At 67.5% G+C, this 19,911-nt stretch carries 21 protein-coding genes; 6 read left to right on the forward strand and 15 right to left on the reverse strand.

The window, feature by feature from the left end; translation table 11 throughout:
* Window positions 1-2: 2 nt before the first annotated feature.
* The gene (gene ncsA, locus LI334_RS10735; RefSeq protein ID WP_227260822.1) at window positions 3-971 is read right to left on the reverse strand and encodes a tRNA 2-thiolation protein NcsA; all 969 of its coding nucleotides are present in this window, start codon (window positions 969-971) and stop codon (window positions 3-5) included.
* Window positions 972-1,089: 118 nt separating this feature from the next.
* Between ncsA and rbcL the strand changes: the two genes are divergently transcribed.
* Window positions 1,090-2,337, forward strand: a complete 1,248-nt coding sequence (rbcL, locus tag LI334_RS10740) for a type III ribulose-bisphosphate carboxylase (protein WP_227260823.1) — start codon at window positions 1,090-1,092, stop codon at window positions 2,335-2,337.
* A 128-nt stretch (window positions 2,338-2,465) separates the two neighbouring features.
* Here the strand turns inward: rbcL and LI334_RS10745 are convergent, their stop codons facing one another.
* Together LI334_RS10745 and LI334_RS10750 are read right to left on the reverse strand one after the other, a co-directional pair.
* The gene (locus LI334_RS10745; RefSeq protein ID WP_227260824.1) at window positions 2,466-3,272 is read right to left on the reverse strand and encodes a class I SAM-dependent methyltransferase; all 807 of its coding nucleotides are present in this window, start codon (window positions 3,270-3,272) and stop codon (window positions 2,466-2,468) included.
* Window positions 3,273-3,529: 257 nt separating this feature from the next.
* Window positions 3,530-4,363, reverse strand: a complete 834-nt coding sequence (locus LI334_RS10750) for a deoxyribonuclease IV (protein ID WP_227260825.1) — start codon at window positions 4,361-4,363, stop codon at window positions 3,530-3,532.
* A gap of 86 nt (window positions 4,364-4,449) precedes the next feature.
* Here LI334_RS10750 and LI334_RS10755 point away from each other — a divergent pair, with 86 nt between their 5' ends.
* A complete protein-coding gene (locus LI334_RS10755; RefSeq protein WP_227260826.1) occupies window positions 4,450-4,983 on the forward strand; it encodes a redoxin domain-containing protein in 534 nt (177 codons plus the stop codon).
* Here the strand turns inward: LI334_RS10755 and LI334_RS10760 are convergent.
* Genes LI334_RS10760 through LI334_RS10775 form a run of 4 tightly spaced genes read right to left on the reverse strand, consistent with a single transcriptional unit; the run spans window position 4,976 to window position 9,513 of the window.
* Complete coding sequence (locus LI334_RS10760) at window positions 4,976-5,773, reverse strand: lipoate--protein ligase family protein (RefSeq protein ID WP_227260827.1); 798 nt, start codon at window positions 5,771-5,773, stop codon at window positions 4,976-4,978. The genes LI334_RS10755 and LI334_RS10760 overlap by 8 nt on opposite strands.
* 28 nt (window positions 5,774-5,801) lie before the next feature.
* Window positions 5,802-6,119, reverse strand: a complete 318-nt coding sequence (locus LI334_RS10765; RefSeq protein WP_227260828.1) for a tRNA-binding protein — start codon at window positions 6,117-6,119, stop codon at window positions 5,802-5,804.
* A 41-nt stretch (window positions 6,120-6,160) separates the two neighbouring features.
* Window positions 6,161-8,461 carry a TRAP transporter permease gene (locus tag LI334_RS10770; RefSeq protein WP_227260829.1) on the reverse strand — a complete coding sequence of 767 codons (2,301 nt, stop codon included), beginning with the start codon at window positions 8,459-8,461 and terminating at the stop codon, window positions 6,161-6,163.
* Between the two features lie 8 nt (window positions 8,462-8,469).
* Window positions 8,470-9,513, reverse strand: a complete 1,044-nt coding sequence (locus tag LI334_RS10775; RefSeq protein ID WP_227260830.1) for a substrate-binding domain-containing protein — start codon at window positions 9,511-9,513, stop codon at window positions 8,470-8,472.
* Between the two features lie 191 nt (window positions 9,514-9,704).
* On the opposite strand from LI334_RS10775, the gene LI334_RS10780 reads away from it, so the two are divergent.
* Window positions 9,705-10,607, forward strand: a complete 903-nt coding sequence (locus LI334_RS10780) for a serine/threonine-protein kinase RIO2 (protein ID WP_227260831.1) — start codon at window positions 9,705-9,707, stop codon at window positions 10,605-10,607.
* Between the two features lie 108 nt (window positions 10,608-10,715).
* Here LI334_RS10780 and LI334_RS10785 read toward each other — a convergent pair whose 3' ends face one another.
* The 6 genes from LI334_RS10785 to LI334_RS10810 all read right to left on the reverse strand — a co-directional run bounded on the left by LI334_RS10785 (window position 10,716) and on the right by LI334_RS10810 (window position 15,546).
* The gene (locus LI334_RS10785; protein ID WP_227260832.1) at window positions 10,716-11,270 is read right to left on the reverse strand and encodes a signal peptidase I; all 555 of its coding nucleotides are present in this window, start codon (window positions 11,268-11,270) and stop codon (window positions 10,716-10,718) included.
* Window positions 11,271-12,422 carry a hypothetical protein gene (locus LI334_RS10790; RefSeq protein WP_227260833.1) on the reverse strand — a complete coding sequence of 384 codons (1,152 nt, stop codon included), beginning with the start codon at window positions 12,420-12,422 and terminating at the stop codon, window positions 11,271-11,273. It lies immediately after the preceding gene.
* A complete protein-coding gene (locus LI334_RS10795) occupies window positions 12,419-13,402 on the reverse strand; it encodes a hypothetical protein (RefSeq protein ID WP_227260834.1) in 984 nt (327 codons plus the stop codon). Before LI334_RS10795 ends, LI334_RS10790 begins: the two co-directional genes overlap by 4 nt.
* Before the next feature lie 154 nt (window positions 13,403-13,556).
* Window positions 13,557-14,144, reverse strand: a complete 588-nt coding sequence (locus tag LI334_RS10800) for a TasA family protein (RefSeq protein ID WP_227260835.1) — start codon at window positions 14,142-14,144, stop codon at window positions 13,557-13,559.
* Between the two features lie 89 nt (window positions 14,145-14,233).
* Complete coding sequence (locus tag LI334_RS10805; RefSeq protein ID WP_227260836.1) at window positions 14,234-14,947, reverse strand: TasA family protein; 714 nt, start codon at window positions 14,945-14,947, stop codon at window positions 14,234-14,236.
* Window positions 14,948-14,961: 14 nt separating this feature from the next.
* Window positions 14,962-15,546: a TasA family protein gene (locus tag LI334_RS10810; protein ID WP_227260837.1), complete on the reverse strand. Its 585-nt coding sequence runs from the start codon at window positions 15,544-15,546 to the stop codon at window positions 14,962-14,964.
* Window positions 15,547-15,909: 363 nt separating this feature from the next.
* Between LI334_RS10810 and LI334_RS10815 the strand changes: the two genes are divergently transcribed.
* The 3 genes from LI334_RS10815 to LI334_RS10825 all read left to right on the forward strand — a co-directional run bounded on the left by LI334_RS10815 (window position 15,910) and on the right by LI334_RS10825 (window position 17,605).
* The gene (locus LI334_RS10815) at window positions 15,910-16,494 is read left to right on the forward strand and encodes a DUF7344 domain-containing protein (protein WP_227260838.1); all 585 of its coding nucleotides are present in this window, start codon (window positions 15,910-15,912) and stop codon (window positions 16,492-16,494) included.
* 40 nt (window positions 16,495-16,534) lie between these two features.
* Entirely contained in the window at window positions 16,535-16,885 is a 351-nt protein-coding gene (locus tag LI334_RS10820; RefSeq protein WP_227260839.1) for a hypothetical protein, read from the forward strand.
* A 144-nt stretch (window positions 16,886-17,029) separates the two neighbouring features.
* Window positions 17,030-17,605 carry a 50S ribosomal protein L15e gene (locus tag LI334_RS10825; RefSeq protein WP_227260840.1) on the forward strand — a complete coding sequence of 192 codons (576 nt, stop codon included), beginning with the start codon at window positions 17,030-17,032 and terminating at the stop codon, window positions 17,603-17,605.
* A 4-nt stretch (window positions 17,606-17,609) separates the two neighbouring features.
* Here the strand turns inward: LI334_RS10825 and LI334_RS10830 are convergent, their stop codons facing one another.
* The gene (locus LI334_RS10830) at window positions 17,610-18,119 is read right to left on the reverse strand and encodes a CNNM domain-containing protein (protein WP_227260841.1); all 510 of its coding nucleotides are present in this window, start codon (window positions 18,117-18,119) and stop codon (window positions 17,610-17,612) included.
* Window positions 18,120-18,148: 29 nt separating this feature from the next.
* On the reverse strand, window positions 18,149-19,888 hold the full coding sequence (locus tag LI334_RS10835; RefSeq protein WP_227260842.1) for a MutS-related protein: 1,740 nt from the start codon (window positions 19,886-19,888) through the stop codon (window positions 18,149-18,151).
* Between the last annotated feature and the right edge of the window lie 23 nt (window positions 19,889-19,911).

The raw sequence follows: 19,911 nt of genomic DNA on the forward strand, positions 1-19,911 counted from the left end.
CGTCAGACCGACTGAACGGCGTCGACCAGCGCGCACTTCCGGCACACGTCGCGCGTCGTCGGCGCGCCGCACTCCGCGCAGGAGTCCAGTTCGGACTCCGGCTCACCGCCACGATACTTTTCCGCCGCAAGTCCCGCCAACTCCTCGTAGCCTGCCATAATCGAGTGTCGCGTCCCGGGATGGTTCTCCTCCAGCGACAGCAGGAGGTCTTGGATTTCGCCGCGGAACGCCTCGCTCGAATGCGGGCACTCCGCCATGTGCACGGGCAAGTCCTGGAGCTGGGCGTAGAGCGCGACCTCCTTCTCGGGCACGTCCCGGAGCGGTTTCGCGCGCGGCACCATCTCCTCGCGGGTCTCGCGCTCGTCGAACCCGCCGAGCGAGGCGTCGAAGTGCTTCGCGACCTGCTCGACGTTCCCCTCGAAGATGTTCATCAGCGCGGTCTCGGCCTCGTCGTCGAGGTTGTGGCCGGTGAGGAGTTTGTCCGCGTCGTACTCGTCGGCGTACCGCGCCAGGATGTCGCGACGGAACACCCCACAGTAGGCGCAGGGAGCCATGTTCTCCGGGTCGTCCTCGACCACGTCGTCCATCTCCAGGTCGAACTCGTCGCGGTACGTCACGAGTTCGTGGCGCACGTCGAGGTCGGCGGTGAGGTCCTCGCACGCGTCCACGGACGCGTCACGGTAGCCCTCGATGCCCTCGTGGATGGTGAGGCAGACGAGTTCCACCCGGGGGTCGTCGGCGAACGTGTCGTGGAGTATCTTCGTGAGAACGACGGAGTCCTTCCCGCCGGAGAGTCCGACCACCCACGTCTGGGGGTTCTCCGGGGTGGCGTCCCGCGGAAGCAAGTCGTCCTCGCGGACGCGGCGGCGCACCCGGCGTTCCACGGACTCGAAGAAGTGCGTGTCGCAGAGATGCGTCCCCGAGTACGCGGCGTGCATCACCGCCTCGCGGTCGCACTTGGTGCAGTCCATGCCCCAGATTGCGGGGGCGCGCGTTTCACCGTTTCGCACCCCCATAAACTATATGTCGAGATATCAAATCCGGTTGCGGCGGCAGTGTTTTGATGCTGCGGGGTGCAGTTTCGGGTCTATGACGGGAATCACGTACGAGGACTTCATCGACCTCGACTACGAACCGGCGGACGACGAACTCGTCTGTGACTTCCGCGTCACGCCCGCAAGCGACATGGACATGGAGTCCGCGGGCAGTCGGGTCGCCTCCGAGAGCTCGAACGGCACGTGGGCGGAACTCCAGGTCGAGGGGAGCATCACGGACTTGAGCGCGACCTGTTTCGACATCCAGGGCGACCGCATCAGGGTCGCGTACCCGGACGCGCTCTTCGAGCACGGGAACATGCCCCAGGTGCTCTCCTGCATCGCGGGCAACATCCTCGGAATGAAAGCCGTCGAGCGCATCCGACTGCTCGACTGCGACTGGCCGGAACCCCTCACGAGCTCGTTCCCCGGCCCCCAGTACGGAACGAGCGTTCGCTCGGAACTCCTGGACGCCGCCGACCGCCCCATCACCGCCACCGTCCCGAAACCCAAGGTCGGCCTCAGCACCGACCAGCACGTCCAGGTCGCCTACGAGGCGTGGACGGGCGGCATCGACCTCCTCAAGGACGACGAGAACCTCACCGACCAGTCGTTCAATCGGTACGAAGACCGGCTCTACCAGTCGCTCGAACGCCGCGACGAGGCCGAGGAGGAGACGGGCGAGCGCAAGAGCTACCTCGTGAACGTCACCGGGACGGGCGACCAGATGCTCGAACGCGTTCAGATGGCCGCGGACGCCGGCTGCGAGTTCGTGATGGTGGACGTCGTCACCGCCGGCTGGGCCGCCGTCCAGCAAGTACGCGAACTCACCGAGGAAGAAGGGCTGGCGATTCACGCGCACCGCGCGATGCACGCGGCGTTCGACCGCGTCCCCGACCACGGCGTGTCGATGCGCGCGCTCGCGCAGGTCGCGCGGCTCTGCGGCGTCGACCACATCCACACCGGCACCGCCGACCTCGGAAAACTCGAAAACGAGGACACCGCCGGCATCAACGAGTGGCTGGCGAGCGACCTCCACGGCCTCAAGGACGTGCTCCCGATGGCGTCCGGCGGCCTCCACCCCGGCCTCGTCCCCGAGCTCGTCGACCGCATCGGCACCAACATCGGCATCCAGGCCGGCGGCGGCGTGCACGGCCATCCCGACGGCACGCACGCCGGCGCGAAAGCCCTCCGCCAATCCATCGACGCCGCCGTCGCCGGCATCGACATCGAAGAGTACGCCGACACCCACCCCGAACTCCGCACCGCCCTCGACAAGTGGGGAACCGAAACGCCGCGCTGAAGGGCGACGTACTGATTTTCGGAGAGTAGTCGAACCAGAACGACGACCGCGAGGAGAAGTCCCGCGAGCGCGAGCGCGAGCACGTCGCACTCGTTCGCCGCGGGGAGGACCGGCCGGAACGCGGCCCGCTACGCCTCGGTGGCGTCCGGAACGCGGCCGACCGTGACGTAGAACGGAATCATCGCACGCCGGCGGTAGGCTTCGTCCTGCATCTGGGTGACCGCCGACCGCCCCATCTCGCGCCACGCGGAGCGGAGGCGGTCGTACTCGCTTCCCGTCATTCCGCCGGCTTCGAGCGTCGGGCGCTGTTCGGCGAGCCGGCTCGCCGTCGCCTTCCGCTGTGCGGACTCCAGTTCCGCGGGCGAGTACGGCGGTTCGACCGTGCGGACGTGTTCGTGCCGCCGCGTCCGCACGTCCACGAGGCCGGCGTCCTCGAACACGCTGGCGGCGCTCCGGCCGAGCGTCACGTCCGTCTCGACGCCCTCGATGTACGTTTGGCGCGCGGACTCCGCGAGCGACGCCTCGTCCGGAACCGTCGATTCGACCCGCACCTCGCTGTTGTCCGGTTCGATTGCGGCGACGAGATCCGAGGACGCCCGCGAGAACTCCCGTACCGCCGCCACTGGGTTGGGGAGGTTTATCAGTAGCGCCTGACACGTCACGAGGTCGAACGCGCCGTCCCGGACGGGAAGCCGGGTCGCGTCCGCCTGCAATCGACCGTCCGCCGCGACGTGCGCGAGCAGGTCGCTGTCGGCGTCCGCCCCCACGACCTCGCCCGGCGACTCCTCCGCGAGCACGCGCGTCAGCTCGCCGGTTCCACACCCCACGTCCAGCACGCGCTCCCGGTCGCCGAGTGACAGCGGCGCGAGCGCCTCCCGGTTCTCCCACATCCCCCGCCGCGTGTCCGTCAAGTACTCCGCCGAAAACCGTCGCACGCCCACGACTACAACCCCTGGTGAGAAAAACGAACCGCCTCCACGCGACCGCTCACCACGCATCGCCCGCTCGATGGTTCGTGAATCTACGATTCACGTAGTCTCGCGGTTCCACCGCTCGACGGCTCGCGACGCTTACGCGTCGCGTAGTATCTCACGCCTCGCTACCGCTCAGCGTTCAGTCGTTCCGCGACGCTTACGCGTCGCGTAGTATCTCACGCCTCGCTACCGCTCAGCGTTCAGTCGTTCCGCGACGCTTACGCGTCGCGTAGTTCCCGCACTTTCTCGATGTTCCACGCGAAGCCGCGGCCGTCCTCGTTCGGGGTTTCGAGGACGAGCGGCACGTCGCGGATGGCGTCGTGGTTGACGAACGCTGTCATGCCGTCGTCGCCGATGTGTCCCTCGCCGATGTGGGCGTGTTCGTCCTTGTTGGTGCCGCACTCGTGTTTCGAGTCGTTGAGGTGGACGCACGCGAGGTGGTCGAGGCCGATTTCGTCGTCGAACGCCTGGAGGGTTTCGTCGACGCCCGCGGGCGTGGAGAGGTCGTAGCCGGCGGCGAACGCGTGCGCGGTGTCGAGGCACACGTCGAGGTCTTGATTGGAGCGGTCGAGGACGCCCGCGAGGTGCGCGAAGTCGCCGCCGAGTTTGGTTCCCGACCCGGCGTCGGATTCGACGAGGACGGTGACGCTGTCCGGAATGCTGAGTTCGTCGAGCGCGCTCGCGGCGTTGTCGAGGCCGTTCTCGACGCCCGCGCCGGTGTGCGCGCCGAGGTGGACGTTCACGTACTCGATGCCGAGTTCGGCGGCAGCGTCCACTTCCTTCTGCATGGAGTCGATGGACTTCTCGCGGAGGTCGTCCTTCGGCGTGCAGAGGTTCACGAGGTAGGACGAGTGAATCACCCAGGGGCCGTCGAGTTCCGCGGTTGTTTCCTCGCGGAACGCGGCGGCTTCGTCGTCCCCGATGTTGGGGTCTTGCCAGACCTGGGGGGAGTGCGTGAATATCTGGCCGCAGTTCCCGCCGACGTCGACCTCGCGCTCGACGGCGTTGTCGACGCCGCCGGCGATGGAGACGTGTGCGCCTACTCTGAGCATACGAGGAGTGCGTGGCGGGTGGACGAAAGCGCTTCGGAACCGCCGGAGCACGAACGCTTTAGGCCGTCCCCGCCCTTCGTGGAGGTATGCCGGAGTCGCCGCTGGCGGTGGGCGCGGACGCGCCCTTGTTCAGCGCGCCGCTCGTCACGCCGGACGGCGAGGTGGAGGAGACGGCGCTGGGGGAGTTGCTGGGGGAGAAGCCCGTGCTGTTGGCGTTCTACACGAACGACTTCAGCCCGGACTGCGTGAACGAGTGGTGTTCGTTCCGGGATTACGACTGGTTCGCGACGGGGGAGCGCGTGCAGGTCGTGGGCGTGAGTCGGTCGCGGACGTACACGCACAAGAAGTTCATCGACTACCTCGACCTCGGGTTCCCGCTGTACACCGACCGCGACCTCAGCATCGCGGAGTCGTACGGCGTGAAGTACCGGGCGTTCAAGATAGCGGCGCGCGCGAAGCGCTCCGTGTTCTTCATCGACCGGGACGGCGTCATCAAGTATCGCTGGGTGGGCGAGCATCCGCTCGACCCGACCCGTGATTCGCCGCCGCTGGGCGAGATTCAGCGGGCGCTGGAGGACGTGCTCGGGCCGCTGGAGGAGGAGTCGTTCGGGTTCAAGTAGTTTTCTCGCGCGTCCACGCGTCGGTCGCGTACGTCTCGGCGGCGAGGTCGCGGGCGTCCGCGAGTTCGTCGTCACGCCACTCGCCGGGGTCGGCGTCCGCCCAGTCCGCGAGCGCGTTCTCGACGGCGGCGACGGCGTCGTCGCGCGAAATCCCGGTGAGGTCGCGGATGGACGTGACGCGTCCCTCGAACTCGTCGGGCGCGGGCGGGTCGCTGAACGCGCCGAGGTGGCGGTCGGTGGCGAGCGAGTAGGAGAGCGAGCCGTGCTGGATGACGGCGTCTCGCTGTCGGTACTGGGCGTTCCCGCTTATCTTCTTGCCGTCGGCGACGATGTCGTGGGCGGGGTGGAGTTCGCGGAGGTAGCACGCGGGCCGATGAATCTCGGGCATCGACTCGGAGACGTAGTCGGCGTCGATTCCCATCCGGGAGAGCGCGTCGAGAATCGGCCGGCAGAGGACGTGGTAGGCGTCCATGAGGTCGCCGGGGAGTTCGTCCGCGGGCGCGACAACGGTGTAGGAGATGTCGCCCGTGTAGTCGTGGTAGATGCCGCCGCCGCCCGTCGGTCGGCGGGTGACGGTGATTCCTTCGTCCTCGCAGTACGCCCAGTCCACGCTCTCCGGACTCTGGTTGTAGCCGAGGGAGAGCGTGCTCGGCCCCCAGCGGTAGATGCGCGCCGTGCGGAGGCCGTCCGCGGCGGCGGTGCGCGCGGCGACCTCGTCGAGCGCCATGTTCGTCGGGCCGTGCCAGGTCTCCTCCGTGATGAGCCGCCACTCGCGGTCGGCGAGGGTCATGCGGTGGTGTTCGGCCCGCGGGACTTAATCAGTAGAGTTCGCCGCCGGCCGGCACGTCGTCGTCGGGCCGGACGAGCACGGGGTTGCCGTCGTCGCCGGGGACGCCGAGCGTGAGCGCTTCGGACTCGTAGCCCGCGATGTTCACGGTTCCGAGGCCGAGCGCGCACAGGACTTGGGTTCCGGGGAGCGCGTCGGGGTCGTGGTGGTAGCCGAGTTGGGCGGCGGACTGCACGGTGTCGTCCCCGAGGTCGATGGTGAGTTTCACCATCTCGGGTTTCCGCGTCTCCGGGAACGGTTCGGCGGATTCGACGGTGCCGACGCGCACCTCCGTGTCGAGCGGTGACATACGGGGGCGAACGGGAGAGGGGGAGAAAACGGTTCGGGTCGCTACGTGCCCGCGGGCGTCGGCGTCTCCGACCCCCGGAGGTTCGCGACGGCGAACAGCGCGAGCGCGGCGACGGCCGCGCCGGCCTGCACGGCGAGCGCGGCGGAGCTACCGAGCACCATCTCGGCCGCCGGCCCGAACAGACAGAGCGCGGCGAGCGCGAGGAAGACCGCGCGCCGCAACGTCGTGAGCGTCTGCGCGCCGTCGTGGCCGATGGTGGCGGCGGTGAGCGAGACGACGCCGAGGAACACGCCGAACACGGCGAGCGGGGTTCCCGTGAGCGTCCAGTCGATGAGCGCGGGGTTGGTGACGAGCGCGAACGGGATGAGGAATCCGGCCGCGCCGATGCGGAGCGACTGCATCGCGGTCTGCATGAAGCTACTGTCTGCGATGCGGGAGCCGACCGCGACGCCGACCGCGACCGGCGGCGTGATGGCGGAGAGCATCGCGAAGTAGAACACGTAGAGGTGGGCGGTGATGGAGCCGACGCCGAGGTCGACGAGCGCGGGCGTGATGAGCGCCTGCACGAGGATGTAGGCCGCGGGCGTCGGCATCCCCATGCCGAAGAGGATGCTGCACACCATCGCGATGAGCAGGACGAACACGAGCACGCCGCCGCCGAGCGAAATCATGCGGAGGCTGATGGTCTGCGTGAGTCCCGTCTGGGTGAGCATCGCGATGATGACGCCCATCGACGCGAGCACGCCGACCAGCGGGGCCATGTCGAGCGACCCGCGCTTGAACCCGCGGAGGGTGTCCACGGTCGTCGCGAGCACCGCGGAGAGGACGTCCCGGGACGCGGCGTCGGCGTCCGCTGCGTCCTCGCTGGACGCGTCGCCGAGCGCGGCGAGCAGGACGTTCCGGGCGTACATCGTCCCGACCATCGTGAGGGTCGTGTAGAGTCCGGCGGCGAGCGGGGAGAGCCGCATCACGACGAGCGTGTAGAGGAGAACCGCCATCGGGACGAGGAAGTGCGTGCCCTCGAAGAACCGGCGAACCGCCCCGACGAAGTCGTCCGTCGCGGTGTCCGAGAACGCGACCGCCTGAATCAGGCGGGCGACGAGGAGCGTGAAGCCGGCGACGAGCGCGGACTGCACGGGGCCGAGCGCGAGCGTGTCGCGCGCGAGCAGGAACGCGCCCACGGTGAGCGCCGTGTAGAGGACGGTCGTGAGCGTGCGGACGCTGAACAGGGCGGCGAGCATGCTGTCGTCGGTCGCGCGCTCGGTCGTCCAGCCGTGCCGGAGGACGGCGAACTGGATGGCGATGCCGACGCTGAAGTAGAAGAGGAGCGCCGGGAGGAACGCCGCCTGGATGACGCGGAAGTAGGAGACGCCGAGGATGTCAGCCATCAGGAACGCCGCGACCCCCATGACGGGCGGCATTATCTGGCCGCCGGAGGACGCGACGCTCTCGATTGCGCCCGCGTAGTCCTCGCGGACGCCCTGACGCTTCATCATCGGAATCGTGAAGCTCCCGGTGGTCGCGGCGTTCGCGGCCGCGCTCCCCGTGATAGACCCCATCGCCATGCTGGAGAGGACGGCGACGTGGACGACGCCGCTCTTGAGGTTCCGGCCGAGGCGTTCGCCGAGGCCGAGGATGACGTCGAGCGCGCCGTAGACGCGGGCGAGGCCGGCGAACATGATGAAGACGGCGACCCACGTCGAGCCGATTTCGGTGATGAAGCCGTACGCGCCGTTGATTCGCATCGCGCCGTACGTCGCCACGTCCGCCCACGAGAACCCGGAGTGCGAGAGGAACCCGGGGAGCGCGGGGCCGACGAGCGCGTACAGGACGGAGCCGATGCCGACGAGCGCGATGGCCCAGCCGTACGCGCGCCGGGTCGCGTCGATGACCAGCGCGACGACGACGAGACCGACGACGATGTCGGTCTGCTGGAACCCGACGACGATGGCGCTCTCGTAGAGCCGCATGAAGTTCAGTTCGACGTAGATGCTCGCCGCGGCGGCCGCGAGCGCGGACAGCACGCAGAGGTGTGAGTCGATGCGGCCGACGTGGTCGTGGTAGCGGTCGGGGACGTACCCGAGGAGCCGCGAGTCTCCCTCTTGGGCCTGCACGGAGAGGTTGAGGTAGTAGATGACGAGGCCGAGGCCGAGGAAGATGTTCGCCCAGCGAACGCGGACGATGGGGCGGAACCACGCGAACGCGAGCGTGGACGCGGTCAGCAGGACGGCGAGCGCCGAGACCGTGGCGAGGATGACGCGCTCGCTGGCCGGGCGGCTACTGAAGGATTCGCGCAGTTCGGCGACTGTCGTGCCGTCGGTCAGTCGAAGGGAGTCGAACATCGAGAGCGCTACTCGTCAGCGACCTCGAACTCGTCCGACCAGACGCCCTTTTCCTGGTAGAAGTCGGCGGCGGCCGGGTGGAACGGGAGCGTGTCGTACGCGTTCTGCGTCCAGAACTCGCCGTCCGCGAGGCCGCCGAGGAGCGCGTTGTCCTCCTGGAGGGCTTCGCGCTGCGCCCAGAGGGTTTCGAGGAAGGAGTAGAGCGTGTCGTAGGAGAAGTCGTTCCGTACGACGAAGTTGTACGCGAGCGTCGGCGTGTGGAGGGTGTCCGGCGCGTACGCGTAACCCTCGAAGCCGCCCATGTCGATGTCGGAGATGATGACCGCGGGGTCGTCTTCGAGCTGGGAGACCGCGTCCTCCGGCCACTGGAGGACGCGGAGGTCGACGGTGCTCTTCATCTGCTGCACCCAGCCGGGTTCGACGGACTCGTTGATGAAGGTCGCCGCGCCCACGTCGAGGCGACCCTCGCTCATCGCGCTCGCCTGGTTGCCGTAACTGATGCTCACGCGCTCGTAGTCGTCGACGACGTAGTCGAGGGAGTGCTGGAGCATCTCGGCGGTACCGGATCCGCGCGGCGTCGGGGACACCCGACTGTTCGGCTGGATGTCGGAGACGGACGTCCAGCCGTCGTTCGGGGACGTGAGGAGCCACGCGAGGTCGTAGAGGTGGAAGACCTGCGTCGGCGTGAACTCGATGTCCTCGAAGGGCGCTTCGTTGTTCGCGACCTTGCTCGCGGTCCAGTTCTGGATGTAGGAGATGTCGGCTTCGTCGCGCGAGAGACGGCCGATGTTGGCGTTCGTTCCTTCGCTCGGTCGAGCGTCGACGGTGACCGCGTCCGTGTTCTGGTTTACGCGGTTCGCGATTGCCTGACTCATCGCGTACGCGGACGTGGTTTCCGTCGAGGTGGTCATTATCATCTCGCCGTCCGCGCCCGGCGCGTCACCGCTCCCGCTTCCGCTGTCTCCGAGACAGCCGGCGGCGGTGGTGAGTGCGAGCGCTCCGACGGAGCCTTTCAAGAAGGTTCTGCGATTGGAGTTCAGATTGGCAGTCATACCCGTGCAGGGTTCTAACGTTGGTAACGTATATAGATTAGTACTGTCCAAGAGTCACTATACGCTTTTAAGGCTCGAATCTCGGTAGAGCGACCGCAGTCCGAACCCGAGAACGCGTTTCTATATCGCCCCATGGAGTTTATCGATGGCTCCGGGGTGTTTTTACCCGGCGCGACCCACGTTCGTGGTAGATGGTTCAGAACGTCGCCCAGGAGGTCGCGGAACTGGAGCAGGAGGACTTCAACCTCCTCTCGGGCGTGGAGCACGGGATGCGTTTTTCGGAGTGGGTGGCGCGGGAGAAGCTCCCCGAGTTCGCGCGGCTCACCGAGGAGGAGGTGGATTACCGACTCGACCGCGTGGAAGACCGCGGACTGGTGGAGCGCCAGACCATCCAGTACGAGGGGTTCCGGCTGACCTTCGAGGGGTACGACGTGCTCGCGCTGAAGTCCTTTGCGGAGCGCGACACCGTCGAAGGGTTCGGCGCGCCACTGGGCGTCGGGAAGGAGTCCGACGTGTTCGAGGTGCAGTCGTACAAGCCGATGGCGCTCAAGTTCCACCGCGAGGGGTACACGAACTTCCGCGAGGTGAACAAAGAACGCGATTACACGAGCGAGAAAGAACACGTCTCGTGGTTCTACACCGCGCGGAAAGCCGCCGAACGCGAGCACGAGGCGCTCGAAACCCTGTATCCCGACGTGCGGGTGCCGCGGCCCGTCGACCAGAACCGGCACGCCATCGTGATGGAGAAGATCGACGGCGTGGAGCTGAACCGCGCGAAGCTCGACACCGACCAGGCGGAGGGCGTGCTCGACCTCGTCCTGCAGGAGATGGCGCTCGCGTACGCGAAGGGGTTCGTGCACGCGGACATCTCCGAGTACAACGTGTTCGTCCACGAGTCCGGTATCACGCTGTTCGACTGGCCGCAGTCCGTTCCGACGGAACACGAGAACGCGCGCGAGTTGCTGGGCCGGGACGTGAAGAACATCGTCTCCTACTTCCAGCGGAAGTACCCGAACGCCGTCTCCGAACCGGACGTCGACGCGGTCGCGGACGCCGTCGCCGCCGATTCTTTCGAGCGTATCGAGAACTACTGAGCGGGCTGTTTTCGCGGCAGTCGCGTGTCTCGGGAGAGAGCGCCGAACAGCGAGGATAAACTGATAGTCGAGATATCGAATCGGGGTTCGCGGGAAGGCGGAGCGGGATTAGTCGTTTTCCGCGGGTGTGTCGGGGTCTTCGTCGTCGGTGAGGGCGGTTCGGAAGTTCCAGAGTTCGTTCAGGACGAGGAGGACGGCGGGGACGACGACGAACAGGAGCATGCCGTTGCCGGTGTTGACGAACTGGACGAGGTAGCCGAAGTAGGGGATGTGGAAGCGGACGACGCCGACGACGTTCTCGGCGGGGACGAGTTCGCCGTCGGGTTCCTCGTTCGCGTCGCCCTGCGTGCGGAAGTACCGGCCGTCGTCGCGTTCGACGACGTCGATGACGCGGTGGGTGACGAGGCCGGTGTCGGCGGTCGCGCCGGTCGCGTGGAAGGTGATGATGTCGCGTTCGTCGATGTCGTCCGGGGAGACGCCGTCGACGACGACCGCGTCGCCCGCGTGAATCGTCGGGGACATGCTGGAGGAGAGGACGACGTAGCTGTTGTCCGCGCCGGCGACCTGCGGAACCGCGAACACGACGGACGGAACGACGACGGCGAGGAGGAGTGCGACTCCGGCGTACTGTGCGACTCTCGTGAGGGTGTCTCTGGTGAGCATCTATGTCGTGGACGTGAGAACGTACGAGACGTTCAGGGTGACCGAGTCGGTCTGGATGGCGTTTCCGGTGGCGGCGGGGACGCGCCACTGCGCGACGACGCGGACGGATTCGCCGGCGGCGAGCGGGTAGTCCGCGGCGAGAACGGTCTCGTCGAGGGTAGCGGCGGTGACGTAGGCGTCGGGGCCGCCGACGAGGTAGGTTCGCGCGCCGTCGTCGCGGACGAGCGCGACGCGGAGTTCGAGCGCGGACGCGAGTTCGCCGCCGTTCCCGGGGCGGTCGACGCCGCGTTCGAGTTCGATGAGTCCGTTCTCCGCGGAGTCGACGCCGGTGAGAACCACGTCGAGCGCGCCGGCGGCGTCGCCGTCGTTGGTGACGACGGTTTCGGTGCGGCCGGACGCGCCGGGGGCGGCGTTCGAGACGCCGAGGACGCCGGGGTTCGAGACGGAGAGGTTCGGCGTGCTCGGGGTGGCGAGGTTCGCGACCGAGAACGCGTACGAGTCCATGGACTGCGCTTCGACGGTCGCGCCGTCGGCGGCGACGAACGCGGTCACGGTGACGTAGCCCTCGCGGAGGACGGTGGTGTCGTCGTTCGAGTTGTTGAACTCGTCCGCGCGCTCGCCCGAGGCGTACGTGACGGGCGCGTCGAGGACGCGCGAGAGCGCGAGGGTGCCGGTGTCGTTCACGGCGCGCTCGACGGTTCGCTGGCGCGCCCACTCGCTTTCGGGCGTCCACGTCGACACGACGACGGTGAGGGTTCGGGCGTCCGAGACGTTCCAGGAGAGCGTGCCGGTGAGTCGGCCGTCGAGGTGGACGACCTCGCCGAGCGTGTTCTCGACGTTCTCCGGGCTCTCCGCGGAGAACTGCACGCCGACCGACCCGGGCGTCGTCGTGGTCGTCGTAGTCGTCGCCCCGCTGGTCGTCGTAGTCGTCGTGGTTGTGGACGCCGGAGCGCCGGCGTTCGCGTCGCCGCCCGCGCTCCCGCTCCCGTTCTGCGTGGGCGTCACCGTCGGCGGCGCGGGCGCGTCCCCGTCACTCGCGTCGCTCGCGGCCGACTCGAACTGCGAGAGCCCGAACCCCGCCGCGGCGGCCGCGACGAGCAACACGGCGATGACGACGACGCGCCGCCGCGTCGCCTCCCGTGACGTGTTCACGACGCACCACCTCCGCCGTCGTCGTCATCGCGCTCGGTGTCGTCGCCGGATTGCTCACCACCACCGCCCCCGTCGTCTTCACTTCCTGCTCCACCGCCCGCCGTCGATTCCTCGCCGGGCGCGTCGTCGCTTTCCCCGTCGCTCTCGCCGGCGTCCGCATCCCCGGCGTCCGCGCCGCTTCCGTCGTTCTCCCCGCGGGTCTCTCCCCCGTCAGCGTTCCCGTCAGTCGAACCGTCGTCCGCGTCCTCGCCGGCGTTCGCCGACTCGTTGCCGGCGTCACCGGACTTGGTGTCGTTCTCCAGAGACTCACTCTCGTTCTCCAACGGCGTCGAGTCGTTCTCCAGAGACTCGCTCTCGTTGAGTGTGTTCTCCGACGCGTTGCGCTCGCCGTCACTCTGCTTCGACGTGTTGCCCTTCGTCTCGTTCCGCCGGTCGGTCTCGTTCTCGACGACCCTCGACTCGTCCGAGTCCGTCTCCGTGAACCCGGAGTCGTCGCCGGTGTTCGTCCCTCCCACGGTCTGCGTTCCGGGCGATGCGTGTTGCACGTCGAGGGTGGTTGTGGCGCTCGCGGTGAACCCCGACTCGAATCTGACCGTGACCGTGACATCGTACGTACCGGAGCCGTTCACGGCGTCCACGAGGTCAGCACGGGAGAACTTCGCGTTCGAGGAATCGCACGCCTGATTGAGCGACGTAATCGTATCCCCCGTTTTCAGAACGCGGAGCGTTGTCTCCCCGCACCGAACGCTCGCGTCGCCCGAGATATCGAGATGAACCGTGAATTTGGCGTTACTCTTCGCGTTGAGTTTCTTCGGCGTGATTTTCTCGAGGGTGATGTCGCCGCCGGTCGCCGCGTCGATGCTCCCGGACGCGGTTTCGGTGTCGGAGAGGTAGCTCGCGGTCGTGCCGTACCCGCCCGTCATCGTGAGCGCGGACGCGACGACGAGCAACACGGCCACCTTGGACGCGAACCCCCTCACCGCGAACCACCTCGTGTGTCCCGGGGATGGACACGCGGCTCCGCGACCCCTGTGACCGCCGAATCCGGCCGTCCACTACGATTCGTCACCGGACGACCCACGGGCGGAATCGAACCGCCCGCACTGCACCAGCGTGGGCCAGAGTGTGCTCGTGTTACGGGCTTCCGCCGTCCTGGACGAGCTGCATGTACACGTCGATGGTGACGGACTCGCCCTGCGCCTCGTTCTGGACGGACGTCGGGAGTTCGAGGCCGATGTCGCCGCTCACGGTGTCCCCGCCGGCGAGGGTTTGCCCCGTGTCGAGCCACGAGGTCGGTGCGTTTTCGAGGTCGACGGAGCCACTCCCTCCGCTGTCGAGGTTCCAGGTGAGGTCGAGGTCGTCTTCGAGGCCGGAGCCGTCGCTGTCGCCGTTCGTCGCGGTGCCGTCGCTTCCGCTGACGCCGAACTGGATGTAGAGGTCGCCGCTGACCGTTCCGTCGTTCCCGAGTTCCAGGCCGTACGAGTCAGACCAGCCGGGCGCGATGTCGGCGACCGAGAGGCTCGCGCCGCCGATATCGGACGCGCCGTTGACCGTCAAGTCGAGCGTGCCCGCTCTGACAGTGTTGTCGGTGCTGGTCTCGGTGTCGCTGAAGTACGCCATCGTTCCCGCGCCGCCCGCGGCCCCTGCGGCTCCGAGCGTCAGGAGGCCGCCGAGCGCGCGACGCCGCGTGAGTTCGAACGTGCGTTGGTCGTCGTCTGACATTGGTGTGCATCCCCGTGTGGGGAAGACCCACGGGCGGAGTCGAACCGCCCGCGATGCACCGGCGTGGGTCGGAGCGTGTGGTTCGTCCCCTAGAGGACGTCCTGTCCGGGTTCCTGTGCGAGCGCCATCGTGACCGTGATAGAGAGTTCGTCGCCCTGGAAATCGTCGTCGTCGAAGTCGCCCGTGTACTCCGGGTGTGTTTCCGTGCTGACGAATTTCAAGTCCATCGTGAGGTCGCGGGGAATGTTTGACTGGGGGGCGGGTTGGAGGTCGTCGAAAACCCCGTGTCGAACGACATCGTCGAGGTCGATGATGCCGTTGTCGTTCAGGTCTCCGTCGCCGTCGAGGTTGTCGAGGAGTTCTCCGCCGCCAGTTTCCTCCGGATAGCTGAGCGTGTCCACTTCGAACAAGCTCGCCATCCCGTCGGCGCTCTCGGGCATGGTGTCGCCGTCGTCGCTCCCGTTCCCGGATGCCTCGGTTCCGCTCGCCTCGATTTTGAGTTCGAGGTGATCTGCTGCGAGAGAGCCATCGTTTCGGGCGACGACGGTTCCGCCGAGCGTGTCGCCGGGCACGAGGTTTCCTACCGAGAACACGCCGGAGACGCCATCACCGTAGGTGCCGCCAGGCGTGCCGAGTTCCAGGTTCATCGTGCCCGCGCTGACAGTGTTGTCGGTGCTGGTCTCGGTGTCGCTGAAGTACGCCATCGTTCCCGCGCCGCTCGCCGCCCCTGCGGCTCCGAGCGTCAGGAGCCCGCCGAGCGCGCGACGCCGCGTGAGTTCGATTCCGTCTGTGTCGTCACTCATCTGGAGTCACCGAGTTATTCGTCGGTCTCCTGATCGAGCGTGATGGTGGCGTTGACGGTGGCGCTGTCCGACTGAATCTCGTTACCGGCGTCACTGACGATGCGCCACTCGACGGTGTACTCGACTTCCTCGCCCGCTTCGAGCGTCGCGAACTCGGAGTACGTGCCGAGGTCGGAGGCGTTCACCCAGCCGACGTTCGGAGCGTCGTCCGAGGTGAGCTTGACCTGGAGGTTCTCCGGTAGCTCGCTGTCGGACGGACTGTTGTCGACTCCCTCTTCGGGTTCGACGATACCGTTCTCGGCGCTCGAAACGTCGAAGTCGATGCTGAGGGTGCCGTCGATGGTGCCGTTGTTGGAGACGTTGAGCGTCGTGCTACCGGAGTCACCGGGCGCGGCTTCACTGACCTCGACGAGCGTGACGTCGCTGTCGCCGTCGTCGAGCTGGAGGTCGAGCGTGCCTGCGCTGACGGTGTTGTCGGTGCTGGTCTCGGTGTCGCTGAAGTACGCCATCGTTCCCGCGCCCGCGCCTGCGGCCGCAAGACTGATGACGAGGAGCGACGCCAGTACTCTACGCCGTGTGAGTTTGATCGTGCGTGACATTGGTGGTCACCCGATGGACAATCGGACGGCATTGGTGTGCTTGCGCGATCGGACTCGCGCGGTGTTTTCCGTCACGTCGTCCATCGACAGGACACCCTCTCTCCTACACCCCCGTATGTATGCGCTCCGAGATGTTTCCTAACGCCGGCCATAATTCGCTTAGTTCGAGGTTACCGGCGGCATCCTCATACCGACGCCTTCGCGCGGTTTCCGGGTTTAACGACTGATTTGTAGATACTAATACATATTTTTCGTTCGGAAGGTGTTCGATATCTACGGCCGCCGGCCGGGCGTGGTAATTCATGTCGAGAACCCGTAGAGTTATGAGATGACAGTATCGAGTGTATTCCAGGCAACACGTGTATGACGGGCGTGCTACGAGACGCCGGGAACGAGGGGCGAACCGAGCCGACCAGAGAGGACGTGTTCCACCTGTTGAGCAACCGGCGGCGGCGACACACCCTTCACTACCTCCGCCAGCGTGACGGCGAACAAGTCGACCTCCGCGAACTCTCCCAGCAACTCTCCGCGTGGGAGAACGGCGTTCCGCCCGCGGAAATCACGCACCGCGACCGGAAGACCGTGTACACGTCGCTCCGGCAGACCCACCTGCCGAAGATGGACGACGCGAACGTCGTGGACTACGACCCGAACCGGGGGCACGTCGAACCCGCGGAGGAGTTCGAGGACGTGGAGGTCTACCTCGACGTGGTTCCCGAACAGGAGATACCGCGCAGCGAGTACTACCTCGGGTTGAGCGCGTTCGCGGCCGCGTTGCTCGCCGTCGCGTGGGTGGACGTGTTCCCGTTCGACCTGCTCTCGGACGTCACGTGGGCGGCGGTCATCGTCGCGCTGTTCGCGGTGTCCGCGGCGGTAGACACCTACTACGACGCGCGCCGCCAGCTCGGCTCGGACGGCGCGCCGCCCGACCTCCCGGAGCAGGACTGACGGTGGAGGTTTTTGTAGGTCGAACGCGAGCGTTCGCCCGATGAGGTGGCTGACCGTCGACGGAGACGTGGGGAGCGAGCAGGAGTTCTACTGGCTGTGGATACTCGCGACGACGGGGTACGGCGTCGGCGACATCGTCACGACGGTGGCGCTCGTGTACTATGCGCCGGCGGTTCGCGAGGGGAATCCGCTGGTGGCGTTCGCGCTCGACAGCCTGGGGCTGGCGGGACTGGTGGGGGTGAAGCTCGCGGCGTTCTTCGCGTGTCTCGCGTTGAGCGTGTACGCGATGCACGCGTGGAAAGACCGGTTCGTCTACCTGACGCCGCCCGTCGCGCTCGCCGGCGTCGGATTCCTCCTCACGGTGTTGAACGTTCGACTGCTCGCGGCGTAGCCGGGCACGTTCCGTAGTCCTTTTACTCGCGCTCCCCGAACGTTGGGTAACTCGCTGGCCACGGGCTCCAGCGGGCACCCGTTTCGACGGGACGAAATGTGGTTCGCGTCCGCGAACTGAATCGCAAGCGCCCGACTGATAACCATGGCACGAAGTTTCTACTCCCACATCCGGGACGCGTGGAAGCAGCCCGGCGAGGGCAAGCTCGCCGAACTGCAGTGGCAGCGAAAGCAGGAGTGGCGCGACCAGGGCGCTATCGTCCGCGTCGACAACCCGACTCGCCTCGACAAGGCCCGCGACCTGGGCTACAAGGCGAAGCAGGGCGTCGTCGTCGCGCGCGTCTCCGTGCGGAAGGGGACGGCGCGCAAGCAGCGGTTCAAGGCCGGGCGTCGGACGAAGCGCCAGGGCGTGAACCGTATCGGTCGCTCGAAGAACCTCCAGCGCATCGCGGAGGAGCGCGCGACCCGGAAGTACCGGAACCTCCGCGTCCTGAACTCGTACTGGGTGGGTGAGGACGGCAGTCAGAAGTGGTTCGAGGTCATCTTCCTCGACCCCGAGCATCCCGCCATCCAGAACGACGACGACCTGAACTGGATCTGTGACGACTCCCAGGAGAACCGCGCGCACCGCGGTCTCACCGCCGCCGGCAAGCGCGGGCGCGGTCTCTCGAAGAAGGGCAAGGGCACGGAGCGCACGCGCCCGAGCGTGAACTCCGACTAACCGCCTACTTTTCGTCGAGGTATTCGCGTTCGATTTCGGTTTCGCCGCCCGCGAGCCGTGCGAGCAGTCCGGTGAGCGTGTCGAAGAACACGACGAGCGGGTAGAGGAGGAGTTCGATGACGCGCATCGGACCGACGACGCGCAGCGACCAGGCTTCGGCGTTCGCGAGCCCCCAGGTCTTCGGGAGGATTTCGCCGAACACGAGAACCAACGTGGTGGCGGTGAGGGTGGCGGCGACGGCGGCGTAACTCGGCGGGAGGTAGGTGACGAGGACGACGGTGACGATGCTGGAGATGGCGATGTTCACGACGTTGTTCCCGACGAGGAGGGTGACGAGGAGGCGGTGAGAGTTCTCCCGGGTCTCCGCGAGCTGTTTGCCGGTGGGGGTGTCCGCGAGTTCGCGGACGCGTTCGATGGGGAGGGAGAACAGTGCGATTTCCGCGCTGGAGAAGAACGCGCTCACGGCGAGCAAGAGGGCGACGCCGCCGACTATCGGGAGGAGTGTCCAGTCCATACAGGGCCGTGGTGGGGAGGGACTGTAAGTTACTGCGTCCACTCGGCGTCCGCGAGCGTGCGCTGGACGGCGTCGTGGCCGACGGCGTCCGCGAGCGTGCGGAACGCGGCCTGTTCTTCGCGGTTCTCGGTTTCGGCGACCAGCCGGGAGACGATGAACTCGGGCGTGGACTTCCCGACGGTGTCGAAGCGGGGCTGGTAGTCCACGGCGAGTTCGAGGTCGGGCGTGAGGCCCTCGGCGAAGATGCCGTCGATGCGGGCGTTCCCGGGGAGGGGAGCGAGGTCGTCGGCGAGGTGGGTGACGTAGACGCCGAGCGCGTTTTCTCTACCTGTGAGCGTGACGAGGCCGTGGAGGAGGTCGGCGGCGCTCCCGGGTTCGGTGATGGCTTCGAACTCGTCCACGAGCATGAGGGTGCGGCGGTCGCCGGAGAGCGGCGGGACGACGGAGCGCAGCGTGGATTCGAGGACGCCGGCGTTGAAACTGGCGTGCCGGCGGTGGAAGACGAGCGCGTCCACCAGGCCGACCTCGGCGGAGTCAGCGGGGACGGGGAGACCCATCTGCGCGAGCAGGGCGACCTGACAGAGCGTTTCGAGGAGCGTCGTCTTCCCGCCGGAGTTCGCGCCGGTGAGCACGGTGACGCGGTCGCCGCTCGGCGCGTCTCCGGTCGAGTGGTCGCCGACGCCGTACGTGACGGGCTGGACGTCCACGCCGTCCCGGCGGAGGGAGAGGTTTCGCGCGCCGACGACGGCGATCGTATCCGTCTCGACGATGTCGGGCCGCGTGAGGTCGAACGCGTCGGCGAAGCGGGCGATCGAGAGGTAGAACGCGATGTTGGAGACGGCCTCGACGGCGGCGTCCACGTCCTCGCGCGCCGCATCGACGCGCTCCCGGAGGTCGGTTCGGACGGTGTCCTCGCGGGACTCGACCGCCGCGGCGAGGTCGGTTTCGAGGGCGCGGGCGGTGGCGGCGAGGAAGTCCGCGGCGTCGGTCGCGCCGTCGCCCATCGCCTCGCGCGCCCGCGAGGGGTCGATGGCGGTCTGCTCGCGGACGTACGCGACGAACGCCTCCCGGAACTCCTCGGTGCCGCGCACGCCCGAGCCCCGAATCTCCTCCAGCACGTCGAACGTGTCGCGTTCGAGGCGTTCGGCGTCCGCGTGAGCGTCCCGGAGTTCGTCGAGGCGGGCGTCCGCGCCGGCGGTGACGCGTTCGCCGTCGAGGTACTGGAGGGCGTCCGCGGCGTCCGCGAGCGCGTCGGGGTCGCAGTCCGCGAGCGGCGCGAACACGCCGTCGTGCAAGCCAGTCTCGCGGAGGACGAGCGCCGCGTCCACAGCGGCGCGGTCGGTGCCGCCCGCGTCGTCGTAGCGCTCGAACGCGTCCAGCACGTCGGTTCGCGTGGCGTCGTCGAGCGCGCGCCAGGATTCGACGGCGGCGGTCACGCGGTCGAGGCGCGCCTCCACAGCGTCCCGGTCGAGGAGCGGCGTGAGGACGCGGACGCGGTCGGCGGCGTGGTCGGTGACGGCGTAGGATTCGGCGAGCGAGACGATGTCCTTGTAGACGGCGCGGGCGTCCTCGGTCGCGAGCACGTCCATGCCGTCCCCGCCGTTCGCGCGTCGGAGGATGCGGGTCGCGCGGCCCCGGGAGAGACCGGCGTCCACGAGCGTCCGACTGTCCGCGGATTCGATGGCGGCGACGGCGGCCTCGGTGCCGAGCGAGTCGTCGAGGAGCGCGGCGGTCTTCGGGCCGACGCCCCAGTAGTCCTCCAGTCGCATACCGGAGGAGAGAGGAGAAGTCC

This window comes from Salarchaeum japonicum (genome assembly GCF_020614395.1).
Lineage (GTDB): Archaea > Halobacteriota > Halobacteria > Halobacteriales > Halobacteriaceae > Salarchaeum > Salarchaeum japonicum.

Excerpts from the sequence above, each read along its gene's own strand:
- ncsA (WP_227260822.1), bottom strand. The coding sequence starts at position 971 with ATGGACTGCACCAAGTGCGACCGCGAGGCGGTGATGCACGCCGCGTAC.
- rbcL (WP_227260823.1), top strand. The coding sequence starts at position 1,090 with ATGACGGGAATCACGTACGAGGACTTCATCGACCTCGACTACGAACCG.
- LI334_RS10750 (WP_227260825.1), bottom strand. The coding sequence starts at position 4,363 with ATGCTCAGAGTAGGCGCACACGTCTCCATCGCCGGCGGCGTCGACAAC.
- LI334_RS10755 (WP_227260826.1), top strand. The coding sequence starts at position 4,450 with ATGCCGGAGTCGCCGCTGGCGGTGGGCGCGGACGCGCCCTTGTTCAGC.
- LI334_RS10760 (WP_227260827.1), bottom strand. The coding sequence starts at position 5,773 with ATGACCCTCGCCGACCGCGAGTGGCGGCTCATCACGGAGGAGACCTGG.
- LI334_RS10765 (WP_227260828.1), bottom strand. The coding sequence starts at position 6,119 with ATGTCACCGCTCGACACGGAGGTGCGCGTCGGCACCGTCGAATCCGCC.
- LI334_RS10770 (WP_227260829.1), bottom strand. The coding sequence starts at position 8,461 with ATGTTCGACTCCCTTCGACTGACCGACGGCACGACAGTCGCCGAACTG.
- LI334_RS10775 (WP_227260830.1), bottom strand. The coding sequence starts at position 9,513 with ATGACTGCCAATCTGAACTCCAATCGCAGAACCTTCTTGAAAGGCTCC.
- LI334_RS10780 (WP_227260831.1), top strand. The coding sequence starts at position 9,705 with ATGGTTCAGAACGTCGCCCAGGAGGTCGCGGAACTGGAGCAGGAGGAC.
- LI334_RS10785 (WP_227260832.1), bottom strand. The coding sequence starts at position 11,270 with ATGCTCACCAGAGACACCCTCACGAGAGTCGCACAGTACGCCGGAGTC.
- LI334_RS10800 (WP_227260835.1), bottom strand. The coding sequence starts at position 14,144 with ATGTCAGACGACGACCAACGCACGTTCGAACTCACGCGGCGTCGCGCG.
- LI334_RS10805 (WP_227260836.1), bottom strand. The coding sequence starts at position 14,947 with ATGAGTGACGACACAGACGGAATCGAACTCACGCGGCGTCGCGCGCTC.
- LI334_RS10810 (WP_227260837.1), bottom strand. The coding sequence starts at position 15,546 with ATGTCACGCACGATCAAACTCACACGGCGTAGAGTACTGGCGTCGCTC.
- LI334_RS10815 (WP_227260838.1), top strand. The coding sequence starts at position 15,910 with ATGACGGGCGTGCTACGAGACGCCGGGAACGAGGGGCGAACCGAGCCG.
- LI334_RS10820 (WP_227260839.1), top strand. The coding sequence starts at position 16,535 with ATGAGGTGGCTGACCGTCGACGGAGACGTGGGGAGCGAGCAGGAGTTC.
- LI334_RS10825 (WP_227260840.1), top strand. The coding sequence starts at position 17,030 with ATGGCACGAAGTTTCTACTCCCACATCCGGGACGCGTGGAAGCAGCCC.
- LI334_RS10830 (WP_227260841.1), bottom strand. The coding sequence starts at position 18,119 with ATGGACTGGACACTCCTCCCGATAGTCGGCGGCGTCGCCCTCTTGCTC.
- LI334_RS10835 (WP_227260842.1), bottom strand. The coding sequence starts at position 19,888 with ATGCGACTGGAGGACTACTGGGGCGTCGGCCCGAAGACCGCCGCGCTC.